The sequence below is a fragment of the Rufibacter glacialis genome (genome assembly GCF_008271745.1).
In the GTDB taxonomy this organism is placed as follows: domain Bacteria; phylum Bacteroidota; class Bacteroidia; order Cytophagales; family Hymenobacteraceae; genus Nibribacter; species Nibribacter glacialis.
In genome coordinates this window covers 81467-95862 of record NZ_VKKZ01000010.1, presented here as the reverse complement: position 1 = coordinate 95862, position 14396 = coordinate 81467, and the positions used below count along the sequence as shown (strand labels likewise).

Sequence of the window (14396 nt, the reverse complement as noted above, 5' to 3'; positions counted from 1 at the left end):
GCTGATTTTAAAAAATCACCGCCTAAACCGCTGTATTATTAGGAGTCCAGTAATCCTTCTCATAAAGCCAACATGTTCTTTTTCTTGAGGAGCCAATGGCTATCTGAGAACTGGAATGCTGTTGGGCCAGCTTATGCCCTGTAGCCTCTCTTAGAAATGCCAGAACTCCCGTTTAGAAGCTAATTTTAAAATTTAGCCCCTAAACGGGAGTTCTGGTGAAGGATCTTCAAAAGCGGCCGCGTGCTCATCGCCTCGGCCTTGTGCGTTAGATCAGGAACTTCTCGGGGTTGGGAATGAATTTCAGGAACGCCTCAAAGTTGTCATAGTATTTCTCTTTGTCTAGCTTGAAGTAGAAGGCACCTTTGCGCGAGCTTTCCTTGTCTTTGTCTTCCTGCCGCACCAAGAGCCCGGTAGACAAGACCTTCCGGCTGAAGTTCCGCTTGTCAAAGGTGGTCTCGTAGAGCTTCTCGTAGAGGGTCTGCAGTTTGGGGAGCGTGAATTTCTCAGGCAACAACTCAAACAGAATGGGGTGCAGGGCTGCTTTGTACCGGAGCCGCATCTTGGCTACCTCTACCATGCGGTTGTGGTCAAAGATCAGGTGGGGCATCTCATGCAGCAGGAACCACTCTGCCTGGTAATCAGAGCTGAGCTGGGCCTCGTATTGATGGATATCCACCAGGGCGAAATAGGGTACCGAAATAGTGCGTTCCACCGGGTCACGGTGGGGCTCGCTGAACGCCGGTATCTGCTCCAGGTAGACTCCCTCCAGGCCCGTGAGCTGCTTCAGCACGCGCTGGGCTCCTACTTCCAGGCTCTCCTCGGGCTGCACGAAGCCCCCCATGAGGCTCCACTTCTGCTGCTCCGGGGCAAAGCCCCGCTGAATCAGCAACAGCTTGAAGTTCTCCCCGTCAAACCCGAAAATTATACAATCAACCGCAACAAGAACTCTTGTCTGCCCTGAATACTTCATCATTGTTACCTCTATTTAATCGCGACTCGCCTGTCTGGAGCACCCAAATCTGAGTCTCCGACCACGCCGTCTTTGCCGGCCCGTGGCCGCATGGGCGCTCGGGAACGGCTTTAATTTCGGCTGCTCCCCAGGAACCGGGTGCCTAACCAGAAGGCAAGTAAAGGAATAGTCTCCGATTTTCAAGCATTCTATCAAAGGACCAGGCTTAATATTCATCAAGCACTATATTACCTGCAACGCCTCTGCTGGTCTGTTTCAAGGGAACTTTTCCTAAAACAGCCGGTAAATACCCCTTTTGCCAAAAAGAAATCCCCGGCAACCAGGCGCAAAGGCCGTTGCCGGGGATTTGATTCATCTTAGGCCAAAAAGCCTTATTTAGCCGAGAAGGTATGTACCGTGGTGGTAGAATAGGTTTGCCCGGGACGGAGCACCGTAGACGGGAAAGCCGGCTGGTTGGGTGAATCTGGGAAATGCTGGGTCTCTAAGCAGAAGGCGGTCCTGAAATCATCTTTGCTGCCCGTTTTGAGCGTATGCCCGCTTTCCATGAAGTTGCCGCTGTAGAGCTGGATGCCCGGCTCCTGGGTTCTGATCTCCATGGTGATGCCGCTTTTATCCCCGGTCACGGTAGCCGCCAGTTTCATGTCCTTGCCGTCTCCATTAAGCACGTAGTTGTGGTCATACCCGTTGCCGTAGGTAAGTTGCTGGTGCTGGTCTTTGATTCTGGCGCCAATGGCGGTAGACTGCCGAAAATCAAAAGGTGTATTGGCCACCGACTCAATACCGGTGGGGATCAAGGTGGCGTCTACGGGGTTGTAACGGTCGGCGTTGATCTGCAGTTGGTGGCCCAGCACGTCGCCGCTGCCCTCGCCGTTCAGGTTGAAGAACGTGTGGTTGGTGAGGTTCACCACGGTGGCTTTGTCGGTGGTGGCCTGGTAGCTGACCTTCAGCTCGTTCTCATCCGTGAGGGTATAGGTCACTTTCACGTTGAGGTTACCGGGGTAGCCTTCTTCCATGTCTTTGGCCAGATAGGTCAGTTCCAGGGTCTTGTCGTCTACCTGCTTGGCAGCCCATACTACGCGGGAAAACCCTTTGTTTCCGCCGTGCAGGTGGTTCTCATTGTTGTTGGTGGCCAGCGTGTATTCTTTGCCGTCCAGTGTGAATTTGCCCTTGGCGATGCGGTTGCCGTACCGGCCAATGGTGGCCCCAAAATAGGTATCGGCGCCTTCGGCATAATCTTCCACGTTATCAAAGCCAATGGACACATCCGTGAGCTCCCCGGTTTTATCCGGTACCAACAGGCTGACCACCCGGCCCCCGTAGTTGGTGATGGCCACTTGCAGGTTGTTCTTGTTTTTGAGCATGAAAAGATCGGTCTGTTTGCCGTCTATGGTTTTCTGGAAATTGGCGCGGGCGGGTAGTTTCACGTCTTTGGCAGTAGTTGTGGTTTGGGTGTCTGTTGGGGAGTTGTTGGTTTCCTGGTTTCCGGCTTTCTGGTTACAGGCGTTCATGAGCAGCACAGCAGAGGCCAGCAACGCAGAAACAGGTCTTAGTACGTATTTCATAGACTAGTCATAGGTTTTTAGGAGTACTTTTTTGAATATATGCTTTTTCTGAAGGTAGATAGGAGTAGGTTTACGCGCTTTCTACTGCGCCACGGCTACTACCGGCCACTGCTCCGGGTCCCAGGTCAGTTTCTCTATTCTTAGCTTAGCCCTCCCGTTTTGGGTGGCGTCATACCCGTGAAAGACGAGATAATCTATGTTGTCAAAGGTGTAGACGGCGTTGTGGCCCACGCCATGCCATTTCTCGTTTCCTTCCAGGAGCATGGTACCACCGCCGGCCTCCAGGGCAAGCCCATTTTTATCCACGTAAGGACCCTGCGCGTTTTTGGAGCGGCCCACTATCATTTTGTAATCGCTCTTAGCCCCTTTGCAGCAATAGTCTATGGAAGCAAACAAGTAATAATAGCCGTTTTTCCTGAAAACAAAAGGGGCTTCAATCGCATTTGCGCCCTGAGTCACGTTTTTTCTGCGGCTGGCAATGGTCGGGATTTCAGAGAGGTCCTGGGCCACGCGCAGGCGGTTTTGGTGCATCTTCACCAGCTTCAGGCCGCCCCAGAAAGACCCGAAGGCCAGCCAAGGGGTTCCTTTCTCATCAAGGAACAGGTTAGGGTCTATGGCGTTCCAATTGGTTTGCCCCGGAACAGATACAATGACTTTGCCGTGGTCTACCCATTTAAAATTCTTGTCCTGCGGGTTTAAGGTGGTGTTGGTGGCCAGGCCTATGGCCGACGTGTTTTTCCCGAAGGCTGAAATAGAGTAGTACAGGTAGTAGTTGCCTTTGTGAAAGCTGATGTCTGGGGCCCAGATGTGGTTGTCTTTGAAACCGGCCACGGCCTGGGTGGCCCATTCCGGGGCCGAGGCAAAAACCGGGGCTTCCTTCTTCCAGGTCTGCAGGTCAGGAGAAGACCACACCGAAATGCCCTGCCCGGTGCTGAACAGGTAATACGTGTTGCCCTGCCTGACCATGACCGGGTCGTGCACCGTCATGTTGTCCAAGGTCCGGAGGTCGCCTACCTGCGGCCCCTTCGTTTGCTGGGCGTGCACCGCCCCCAAACCCGCAAGCAAAAGCACGCTCAAGATGAAGTTCCTCACCATATTCTCTTTTCTGGTTTCTTTTGTTTTACCGCTGTTTTAGCCAAAAATAACCGGCAAACAGCCGACAGCCAAGACGGTACAAGCAAAGGATTTGCTTGTCAAATGGCTCTAAATAAGCGAGAACCATATTTCATGGATCAGCAGAACCTGCCCATCTCCTCTGAACTTTCTACCGCTTAAGAAGCCGGACATGGTAAATGCCTGCTGTAGATGAATTCTCATGGGCCTTGAAGGTTATTTTGAGCACGTTTTCCTTAGACTGGGCCAAAAACGCTGCCGGGAGCTCATAGTCCACGTCCACGAATTTGTTTCCGTCTGCGCCATTTCGCCGCACGGTCTGCAGCAACTTGCCATTCACCAAAATGTCAAAATTGCGGTCGCGGTCTGCCCCGAAGTACGTGAGCCGCAGGGTACGTGGGCCTGGCCCTTTGTTTTTCAGGTTGTAGCTGAACCACCCCTTGGCCAGGCGCCAGTGCCGGTCCCGGTGCACCCCGGTTTCGGTTTTCTCGCCTTCAAAGCCGTGGTCAGACTCGGGTTGCTGCTCGCCGGGCGCCACCTGGTCAATGGTTTGGGCCTCCAAGGCCAGTTTCTCTCTTTCTTTTTCTTTGATGGCGGCTTTTCTGGCCTCCAGGCCTTCTGGCGTAGTCACCGGCCAATACACCATGTACCGCGCATCATGGATCTGGTAAAAAGGTACCAACTCCAGCGCCTGCTCCTGGTTTTGGTTCACTACCCCAGAAAGGGTGAAGGTAAAGTGCTTGTTCACAACGGGCGAAAGGTGGGTGGCCAAATCCTTCTCCGAGGAAACCAGCAAGGGCGCGTCTTCCAGCGAATACAGGGGTCCGTTGGCCACATGGCCCATCCGGCTGCCATCGGCTTGCAGGCTTCCCATATCTGACTGGCCCGTCACGGCGGCCAGCACAATGGGGCCGTGCACAAAGGAAACCCAGGGAGATTGATCGGGCAGGTATTCGGCCTGGGTGTGCATGGGCAGCGAGATGGTCACCACATCGCCTGATTTCCACTTACGCGTGATGCCGGCGTAGCCCTTCTCTGTAGAAGTTGGCAGCGCCTCTTTGCCGTTCACCAGCAGTTTCACCTGTTTTCCCTTCACCCACCCGGGTTGCCTGATGTAAAAAGTGAACTTCTGCGGCTTTCTGAGCTTCAGGGTCACCTTTGATTTTTCCTCCAGAGGGAAGGTGGTGGTTTGGGTCACCGTCAGGCCTTTTTCCTGCCAGGTCAGTTCTGAGGGCAAGAACAGGTTCAGGTAAAGGTCTTGGTCTGAGTGCGCGTAAATCAGCTCGCCGTATTTGCCGTGGTTTTCCAAACCGGAGCCCACGCAGCACCAGAAGTCCAGCTGAGGGTTGGAATACACCCGGTAGTGCCTGGGCCGCATGGAGGTAAAATACACGAAACCGCCGCGGGTGGGGTGCTGGGTGGAAAGGATGTGGTTGTAGAGCGCCCGTTCGTAATAATCAAGGTAACCGCCTGCGCCACGGTTCAGATACAGTTGCCTGGTGAGCTTGAGCATGTTGTAGGTATTGCAGGTTTCGGGGCCTTCCTTGCTCTCCACCATAGAGGTGAAATCCTTGGCCGGGTGGAAGTGCTCGCTCACGCTGTTGCCGCCAATGGACACGGTGCGGTGGTCCACCACCGTTTTCCAGAAGAAATCCGCCGCCTTGGTCCAGGTGGTATCACCAGACACGTCGGCCACCCGCTGGTACCCGATCACCTTAGGGATCTGGGTATTGGCGTGCAGGCCGTTCAGTTGGTCTTTGCCCTGCAGCAAGGGGGTAAGCACAGAAATCTGGGAAAATCGCTTGGCGAGGGTCAGGTATTTCGGGTCACCGGTCATTTCCGCCACATCGGCGAAGACTTCATTCATGCCGCCGTGCTCGCTGCGCAGCATGTCCTGCAGCTGGGCATCTGAGAGGTTCTTGGTCAGGTCCAGGGCCCAATCCGTGAGCTGGATGAGCATGCCTTTGGCCTTGGTGTTGCCGGCAAACAGGTACGCATCACGCAGGCCCGCATACGTTTTGTGGATGTTGTACCAGGGCACCCATTTCTGGTTTAAATTAAAGCTCCCCGCGTTTATCCTGCCCGCTTTCACCTCCTGCCACATCTGCCTGCCACCGGGCGTACCGCCCAGGTAGCCATCCCCGCTTTTCTGCTGGCAAGCTTCCAGGGCGTCTACCAGGTAGTCCAGCCGCCGCTTCAGTTCCGGGTTTCCCGTGGAGGCGTACATCAAGGCCAAAGCCGAAAGGTAATGCCCGCCTATGTGCCCGTCCAGGCCGGTGTTTTCCCAGTTGCCGTAGTTTTCGGCCTTGGGCCGGATTCCAGCCTCTTTTTGGAAAGGAGCCAGTAAACGGTCCATGTCCAGCGCCAGCAGGTACGTAAGGTCGGTTTGCTGCGCCTGCAGGAACGGGCTTTCCAACAACCGCACCGAGGACAAGGGGAAAGGGTGCAGTTTCCCAGGCTGGGCCACTATGGCCGCGGGCATTAACCCCAAAAGTATCATCCACAGAATTTTCACCTTCATCAGCAGAATTTTAAGGTACTAGTTGGTCATCAAAGCTTAGGTACTTCAAAGCAAGGATAGAACTGCCGAAGCCGTTTTGGCTCCGCTTTTCTGGAAAGGGCCCCAAAACGGGGCATTAGGTGGGCTTGTCCCCAAGAGAATAAAGCAGCCGTAGGGACAGGGTAAGCCTCTGGTTCTTCCTCCGCCCTCGGCGAAGCTCACGCGCCAGACAGGAGAAAGATCCTTCTTTCCGGAATGGCCGCCTTGACAGCCGTCCGGTAGCCTCAACTTTTAAACAAGTGAAAATAATTTCATATAAATGTAACAAATACACTTATATTCATTGCTGATTTTCAGAATATTTTATCCTTCCTTTTAAAGAATAGCAGAAAACTACCGCAAAAACGCACTCTACGTATGAAGAACACAATCCTGAGTTTCCTCCTTCTCTTGAGCACCCTGGGCGCTTATGGTCAGACTACCGCCACGCTGCGGGTACCGGAAAAACCAACCCAAACCATTAGCCGGCATATCTATGGGCATTTCGCCGAGCATCTAGGCCGCTGCATCTACGGCGGCTTTTACGTGGGCGAGAGCAACACCAAGATACCGCATACCGCCGGCGTGCGGAATGACGTGGTAGATGCCCTGAAGAAACTGAAGATCCCCAACCTGCGGTGGCCGGGCGGGTGCTTCGCCGATACCTACCACTGGAAAGACGGCATTGGGCCCAAAGAGCAGCGCCCCACGATCGTGAACACCTGGTGGGGCGGCGTGACCGAGAACAACAGCTTCGGGACGCACGATTTCCTGAACATGTGCGAACTGTTAGGCACGGAGCCGTACCTAGCCGGCAACATGGGCAGCGGCGCGGTGCAGGAACTGGCCGACTGGGTGCAGTACGTGAACTTCGCGGGGGTGAGCCCGATGTCTAGCCTGCGTAAGCAAAATGGCCGCGAGAAGCCCTGGAAAGTGAATTACTGGGGAATTGGCAACGAGGCCTGGGGCTGCGGCGGCAACATGACCGCTGAATACTACGCGAACGAATACCGTAAATATGCCACCTTCGTCTCTGACTGGACCAACTCCGGCGGATTGTTCCGCATCGCCTCCGGCGCCAACTCCGGCGACTACCACTGGACCGAGACGCTGATGAAGAACGTGCCCAAGAACCTGATTGAAGGAATCGCGCTGCACCATTACGCCGTGATTGACTGGAACAAGAAAGGCCCTTCCACCAAATTTGAGGAGAAGACCTACTTTGGGACCATGAAAAGTGCCCTGCGCATGGAAGAACTGGTGCAGAAACACAGCGCCATCATGGACAAGTATGACCCGGGTAAAAAGATAGCCTTGGTGGTAGACGAGTGGGGCGGCTGGTATGAGGTGGAGCCCGGCACCAATCCCGGCTTTTTGTACCAGCAGAACACCATGCGCGATGCCATGATTGCCGGTGCCACCCTCAACATCTTCAACAACCACTCAGACCGCGTGCGCATGGCCAACCTGGCGCAAACCATCAACGTGCTGCAAGCCGTGATTCTCACCGAGGAGGAGAAGATGCTGCTAACGCCCACTTACCACGTGATGGAGATGTACAACGTGCACCAGGATGCCACCTACCTCCCGCTCTCTCTGCAAAGCGCCGCCTATACCCTGGGCAGCGAGAAACTGAACGCTGTGAGCGGTTCTGCCTCCCGTGACAAAAACGGCCTTACGCACGTGTCACTGGTGAATATTGACCCCAAGAACAAACAGGAGGTCACCATTGCCATTGAAGGCGCCAACTACAAATCGGTGACCGGCCGCATCTTGACGTCTAAAACGCTGCAAGACCACAACACCTTCGCCAAGCCCAACCTCATTACCCCAGCCGCTTTCAAGGGCGCCAACCTGAAGGGCAACAACCTGAAGGTGGAACTGCCTCCCTTTTCAGTAGTAGTGCTGGAGATGAAGTAGAAAGCAAAGCCTCTTTGTAGGGAAGCCTGGTCAAAACATTTTGTTTAGGCCAGGCTTTCTTCATCTCCAGCTATTAGATCAGCCGTTTAGTTGGGCTTTCTTCCCCGCGGCTTTCTCTTTCCACCAGGAGGCGCGCAGCTGCAGAAGGTTCTGCTTCATGTTCTTGCCCATGGGCTCTTCTATATAAAACGTGATAAGGGTAGCAACCACCAAGGCAACTGGCAAGGCTATGCCTAGCGCGGCCACCCAAAAAGAGAGGCCAAAACCCTCCATAACCCTTGGAATGATGCCGTTGGTCTCTTCCACGGTCATGTATTGGTGCGTCAAGTACAAGGCGAAGGATATTTTACCCAAAAAGAGGGTTACGCGATTGACCAGAAATTTCAGCCGATGGTTTACAAACAGGGCGAACACCCCGAAGTAGACCGTGAGCATCACCCCATACTCTACCTGGTTTATAAACTTGCTGGAGGTGCTTAACTTGAAAAGAAGCAATTGGCACATGAAACAGAAAACGAGAAGCAGGTAGTTTCTCTTTCTCTTTACCTTAGAGGTGTAGACCTTGTAAAACAAGATGCCCGCATAGAACAGGGGAAGAAACTTTAAAAGCGGGACCGCATTCATGAGGAAGGTCACAACCCCGTTCTCATACAGGAAGGTCACCGCCACCACTGAGGCCAAAGACAACCCAATAGCGATCAGGTTGATGTATTTCAGCCACTTGAAGTGAAACAGGAACAGAATGCCCAGGTAGAAGATCATCTCCAGGATCATGGTCCAGTAAGGTCCGTCCAGGTTGGGGATCTTGAGGTAATGCTGGAACATGGTCATGTTGCCCAGGTAATCCACCCATGGCACCTGCCCCAGCGACTTGTTCTTCTGGATGGAGTAGAAGGAAATCAGCAGAAAGGTAAACGTCACGGCCGCCCAATACGTGGGATACAATCTACTTACGCGGTTGATGACAAAGTCTGAGCTTCTTGACAGCTTGTTCACGCTCATGAAGATCACAAACCCGCTAATGATGAAGAAAAGGTCTACCCCCGTAACCCCTAACTTGAACCCTATTTCTGCTTCTGGCCTGTTTAACGTGAAATGGAAAAGAACCACCACCAATGCCGCTATTCCCCGTAACGCATCTAGTTCCTGGCATCTGTCAGTTGAAGGCATACAAATCTTATTAACACCCATGCTTCCCAGAAAACCTAGTCCTGCTTGCACTAAAACAGCACTTGGATTCCGACCACTACTCGTGGTTTATAAAACGAATATAAGAAAAACTAGGACACACTTAAGAAATATTGTGCTTTTTACAATTATACTCTAAAAGGATCGTGTCTGGCCCACAGAGGCCATTCTCAGGCAAGGAAGAGCAGCAGAAGCATCTAATTGGCCCAATACTACTGAATGAAGAGAAAAGTCCGTAACGGAGCAGTTTGTAGAGTCCAAGCCCTGAAGAGGAACTAAAAGCTGTATCTGGCCTAGAAGGATAAAACCTGGTACAAACAGAAAGCCCTGAATATCCAAAGGTATTCAGGGCTTTCTGTTTGTACCAGGAGCGGGAATCGAACCCGCACTTCCTAATGGAAACAAGATTTTAAGTCTTGCGTGTCTACCAGTTCCACCATCCCGGCAACCTCGCTCTCATCAGAAAACGAAATAGGCAGATAAAGAAAAGACGTTACCGGAGTAACGTCTTTTATCTGTGAGCGAAAGACGGGGTTCGAACCCGCGACCTCGACCTTGGCAAGGTCGCGCTCTACCAACTGAGCTACTTTCGCGTTTGCTAATCCGTTGTTCGAATTAGTGATACAAAGGTAAGCACAAAAATCACGAAGTCAAGTCTTGGGCCAAAAAAAATCTTCATAAACGGCTAATACTTCTGAAAATCAGGCAGAAAAATTTCCATCTATTTCTGGGCCTGCGCCTGTTTCAAGGCTGTTTCTGTCAAAATCACCTAGAAACAGGCACCTCTAGATTAACCAAAGCCTCTCGTCCCCTAACCAGGAGAGGCTCAACCCTTCTTCTGGCACCCTCCCCTGCTGAAATCTCTGATAAAAGGAACAAGCAAGCTGCCCCCAACAGTTCAGGAACCAGCCTCAGTCCTCTCCTACTGCTGAGAGCTCGGTCTTTTATCTAACCGCTAAGGCCTTTCAAATCTTTTGTGCTAGAATGGAAGTAGAACCCCGAAATCAAAAGCTGTTCTGGGGCTAGTTTAGACAAAACAGCTCCAAAACGGCTTTACTCACTCAATCTCAACTCAGGACTCAGAACTATAGACTCAGGACTCCCCTCTTACACCTTCTCCTTCTTGCCGTCTACCAGCATTTTCAGCTCATTCAGTTTCAGGAGGGCTTCTACGGGGGTAATGGTGTTGATGTCCAGCTTCTCGAAGATTTCCTTGATGCGCACCAACTGCGGGTCGTTCAGCTCAAACATGCTGAGCTGGTAGGGCTGTTTGGGCAGGCTCTTCAGGGTTTCCTGCGGGTCTTGGTGCGGATGGCTGATCTTCTCCTGCTCCAGGTGGTGCATGATCTCATTGGCCCTGATGACCACGCTGTTGGGCATACCGGCCATCTGGGCCACCTGTATCCCGAAGCTGTGGGCGCTGCCGCCTTCCACCAGCTTGCGCATGAACAGGATTTTGCCGTTGCTTTCCTTCACGCTCACGTTGAAGTTGCGCACCCGCGGAAAATCCTCGGCCAGTTGGTTCAGTTCATGGTAATGGGTGGCGAAAAGGGTTTTGGCTCTTCCTTTGGGCGCATTGTGCAGGTGCTCTACTATGGCCCAGGCAATGGAAACGCCGTCATAGGTGCTGGTACCGCGGCCAATCTCGTCCATGAGCACGAGGCTGCGGTCAGAGAGGTTGTTCAGGATACTGGCCGTCTCGGTCATCTCCACCATGAACGTACTTTCGCCCCGGCTCAAATTGTCTGAGGCGCCCACCCGGGTGAAGATCTTGTCAATGACTCCAATCTGCGCGGCCTCCGCGGGCACAAAGGAACCGATCTGCGCCATGAGCACTATCAGGGCCGTTTGCCGCAGAAGGGCGCTTTTACCGGCCATGTTTGGCCCCGTGATGATGATGACCTGCTGGTCGTCGTTGTCCAGCCGAATGTCATTGGGCACGTACCGCTCCCCGGGAGGCAATTGTTTTTCAATAACCGGGTGTCGCCCCTGGGCGATGTTCAGGAGCGTGCTTTCGTTTACCTCGGGCTTCACATAGTTGTTCTGGGTGGCCAGCTGCGCGAAGTTAGCCAGGCAATCCAGCATGCCCAGGGCTTTGGCGTTCTGCTGGATCTGCGGCACAAACTCAGCGGTACTCAGCACCAACTCATTGAAAATGCGTTGCTCTATGACGTACAGCCGATCCTCGGCGTGCAGAATCTTCTCCTCGTAGGTCTTTAGCTCCTCAGTGATGTAGCGCTCGGCGTTCACCAGGGTTTGCTTGCGCATCCAGGAACTGGGCACCTTGTCTTTGTGGGCGTGCGTCACTTCCAGGTAATACCCGAACACCTTGTTAAAGGCGATCTTCAACGAAGAAATACCTGTATTGGCAATCTCCCGCTGCTGGATCTGCAGCAGGTAGTCTTTGCCGGAGAAAGCAATGGCCCGCAACTCATCCAGTTCGGCATCTATGCCGGTCTGCACCATGTTGCCCTGGTTCGTGAGCATGGGGGCATCGGGTTTCAGGGTGCTTTGGATCTCGTCTCTGATGGCCTGGCAAGGCAACAATTGCTCTGACAGCTTCTGCAGGGCTGGTACCCCACTCACCGCCAGCAGTTCTTTGATAGGCAACGTAGCTTCCAGCGCCCGCGCCAACTGCAGCAACTCGCGCGGGTTCACCCGACGCACGGCTACCTTAGAGATAAGGCGTTCCAAGTCACTGATCTGCTTCAGGTAATACTGGATGTCCTGTAGCAATTCTGGGCGGGCCTGCAGGGCCTCCACCGTATCCAGGCGACGCCTGATCTGGGTCGCGTCTTTCAGGGGCAAGACCAGCCACTTGCGCAGCAGACGCCCGCCCATGGGCGTCACGGTGGAATCCAGGATATCAATCAAAGGCACGCCCTCAGGGTGCTGGGGATAAATAAGCTCTAGGTTACGCACCGTGAACCTATCCAGCCATACATACTTGTCTTCTTCCAGGCGGCCCAGGGCCGTGATGTGGCGCAGGTCGTGGTGCTGGGTCTCTGCCAGGTAATGGAGGATAGCGCCGGCGGCGGTAATGCCTTCGGTCAGGGCCTCTACCCCGAAGCCTTTCAAAGATTGCGTATTGAATTGCTTGGTAAGGGCTTCCTGCGCGAAATCATAGCTGTACACCCATTCATCCAGGGCGTAATGGCAGATATCGGACCCGAAGGTCTGGAAGAACACCTCCTTTTTGCCTTTGCAGAAAAGCACCTCAGCGGGGCTGAAGTTCTGCAGGAGCTTGGCGGCATACCCGGCATCGCCCTGAGCCAGCAGGAACTCCCCCGTAGAGGCGTCCAGCAGCGCAATCCCCATCTGCCCTTTGCCAAAATGCAGCGAGGCCAGGTAGTTGTTGCGTTTCTGTTCCAGCACCTGGTCGTTGAAAGAGACGCCCGGTGTGACCAGTTCCGTCACCCCGCGTTTTACAATGCCTTTCACGGTTTTGGGGTCTTCCAGTTGGTCGCAGATGGCCACCCGCTCCCCGGCCCGCACCAGCTTGGGCAGGTACGTGTCTAAGGAATGATGGGGAAAACCCGCCAGCGCCGTCTCAGAAGCTGAGCCGTTGCCCCGCTTGGTGAGCATGATGCCCAAAATCTTGCTGGCCTTGATGGCATCTTCCCCGAAGGTCTCATAAAAATCCCCCACCCGGAAGAGCAACAGCGCCCCGGGGTGTTTCGCCTTGATAGCGTTGTATTGTTTCATCAGCGGCGTGGCGCTGAATTCTGCGGTAGTCTTAGCCAAAGCGGTATAATGTGCTAATTTTTAATGGGCTGATGTGCTAATTTGAAAATAGTATCAGCATCTTTCCTTTTGGTAACCATGTTTTTCTGGCCTGTTTCCTAAAAAACGGATCTAAAACAGCGGTTCCTTCATCCTGCGTTTTCTTCCTGATCCAGGTTGTTGGCCTGAGATTTGTAAAAGAAGGCTCAAAACGCTCCTATTCCCGCTTTGTGTTACCTTTGCCAGACAATCCGGCCTGCGGCCGATTACCTTTCAATTATGCGCAAACTAAGCATGGATGAGCTCCAGCGTGATTCGGTGGAGGACTTCAAAAATAAGCAAAAAAATCCGTTGGTTCTGGTATTGGACAACGTGCGCAGCCTGCATAATGTGGGTTCCGCCTTTAGGACCGCCGATGCCTTTGCCGTGGAGAAGATCTACCTGTGCGGCATCACTGGCACGCCGCCCAACAAAGAGATCCACAAAACCGCCCTGGGAGCCACGGAGTCGGTGGAATGGTCACATACGGCCACTACGCTGGAGGCGGTGGAAGGCTTGAAGCAGCAAGGGTATCAGGTCTGGGCCGTGGAACAGGCCGAGGGTAGCACCTCTCTGGCAGACTTCGCCCCAATCCCGGAAGGCAAATTTGCCTTCGTGTTCGGGAATGAGGTGTTTGGCGTGGAGGAAGAAGTGATCAAGGCGGCCCATGGCGTGCTGGAGATCCCGCAGTTCGGCACCAAGCATTCTCTCAACATCTCAGTGACCGTGGGCGTGGTGGTGTGGGATGTGCTCAGCAAGCGCTTACATGGGTAGCACCAAGCATAAAAAGCGTTTTCACCTTCTTTTCAAGAAAGCCCATAAAAAAAGGAAGCCTGCTCTTTGGAGCAGGCTTCCTTTTTTTATGGGCTAGAGCAGATTAGTTTTTGCCGGTCTTGGTTACTTGCTGCACCATAGACAGGAAGTTGCCTTCTGGCTTGGTTTTGAACTCGCTATAGGCTTCTACCTGACGGCTGTTCAAGATCTTGAACAACTCTGCCTCAAAACCGCTTTCAATTTCACTTAGTCTGGCATCCCGCATCTCAGCGTCGCTACCGTACATTTTGGCTACTTCAGCAGCTTTTGTCAGACGCTCTTGGTTCAAGGCTTTCACCCGGATGTACTCACTCTCGTTTAACCCGATGGATTGCATCATTAAGCGGCTCACTGAGGAACTGGTTTTGTCAACTGCAGGATTTGCAGGACCAGTTTGGGCAGCGGCGTTCAACACTAATGCAACTACGAAACAAAGAGTAAAGAAAAAGTTTTTCATGATGTTTAAGATAGATTAGTTTGTTTGTTAACTGGTTTATTGAATTGTTTGACTGTTCTTGTGATAGGGCAG

General features: G+C 53.1%; 10 protein-coding genes and 2 tRNA genes. 2 read left to right on the top strand and 10 right to left on the bottom strand.

Features of this window, described 5'->3' with window-relative positions:
• Positions 1 to 265 precede the first annotated feature (265 nt).
• The 5 genes from FOE74_RS01310 to FOE74_RS01295 form a co-directional block, all read right to left on the bottom strand.
• Positions 266 to 973 (bottom strand): NUDIX hydrolase, encoded by a 708-nt coding sequence (locus FOE74_RS01310; protein WP_149096803.1) that lies wholly within the window; start codon positions 971 to 973, stop codon positions 266 to 268.
• A gap of 202 nt (positions 974 to 1175) precedes the next feature.
• Positions 1176 to 1325, bottom strand: coding sequence for a hypothetical protein (locus tag FOE74_RS21130; protein ID WP_188686372.1), 150 nt, complete (start codon positions 1323 to 1325; stop codon positions 1176 to 1178).
• 16 nt (positions 1326 to 1341) lie between these two features.
• Positions 1342 to 2532, bottom strand: a complete 1191-nt coding sequence (locus tag FOE74_RS01305; RefSeq protein WP_149096802.1) for an aldose epimerase family protein — start codon at positions 2530 to 2532, stop codon at positions 1342 to 1344.
• Between the two features lie 81 nt (positions 2533 to 2613).
• Entirely contained in the window at positions 2614 to 3627 is a 1014-nt protein-coding gene (locus FOE74_RS01300) for an arabinan endo-1,5-alpha-L-arabinosidase (protein WP_149096801.1), read from the bottom strand.
• 169 nt (positions 3628 to 3796) lie between these two features.
• Positions 3797 to 6145, bottom strand: coding sequence for a glycoside hydrolase family 127 protein (locus FOE74_RS01295; RefSeq protein WP_225840591.1), 2349 nt, complete (start codon positions 6143 to 6145; stop codon positions 3797 to 3799).
• A 417-nt stretch (positions 6146 to 6562) separates the two neighbouring features.
• Between FOE74_RS01295 and FOE74_RS01290 the strand changes: the two genes are divergently transcribed.
• Positions 6563 to 8104: an alpha-N-arabinofuranosidase gene (locus FOE74_RS01290; protein WP_149096799.1), complete on the top strand. Its 1542-nt coding sequence runs from the start codon at positions 6563 to 6565 to the stop codon at positions 8102 to 8104.
• 78 nt (positions 8105 to 8182) lie between these two features.
• Here FOE74_RS01290 and FOE74_RS01285 read toward each other — a convergent pair whose 3' ends face one another.
• The 4 genes from FOE74_RS01285 to mutS all read right to left on the bottom strand — a co-directional run bounded on the left by FOE74_RS01285 (position 8183) and on the right by mutS (position 12997).
• Positions 8183 to 9274: an acyltransferase family protein gene (locus tag FOE74_RS01285; RefSeq protein WP_188686375.1), complete on the bottom strand. Its 1092-nt coding sequence runs from the start codon at positions 9272 to 9274 to the stop codon at positions 8183 to 8185.
• Between the two features lie 380 nt (positions 9275 to 9654).
• Positions 9655 to 9738 (bottom strand) — tRNA-Leu (locus FOE74_RS01280).
• A 74-nt stretch (positions 9739 to 9812) separates the two neighbouring features.
• Positions 9813 to 9885: transfer RNA gene (locus FOE74_RS01275), tRNA-Gly, on the bottom strand.
• A gap of 514 nt (positions 9886 to 10399) precedes the next feature.
• A complete protein-coding gene (mutS, locus tag FOE74_RS01270; protein WP_149097460.1) occupies positions 10400 to 12997 on the bottom strand; it encodes a DNA mismatch repair protein MutS in 2598 nt (865 codons plus the stop codon).
• Positions 12998 to 13294: 297 nt separating this feature from the next.
• On the opposite strand from mutS, the gene FOE74_RS01265 reads away from it, so the two are divergent.
• Positions 13295 to 13828, top strand: a complete 534-nt coding sequence (locus FOE74_RS01265) for an RNA methyltransferase (protein WP_149096797.1) — start codon at positions 13295 to 13297, stop codon at positions 13826 to 13828.
• Positions 13829 to 13931: 103 nt separating this feature from the next.
• Here the strand turns inward: FOE74_RS01265 and FOE74_RS01260 are convergent, their stop codons facing one another.
• Entirely contained in the window at positions 13932 to 14324 is a 393-nt protein-coding gene (locus FOE74_RS01260; RefSeq protein WP_149096796.1) for a hypothetical protein, read from the bottom strand.
• Between the last annotated feature and the right edge of the window lie 72 nt (positions 14325 to 14396).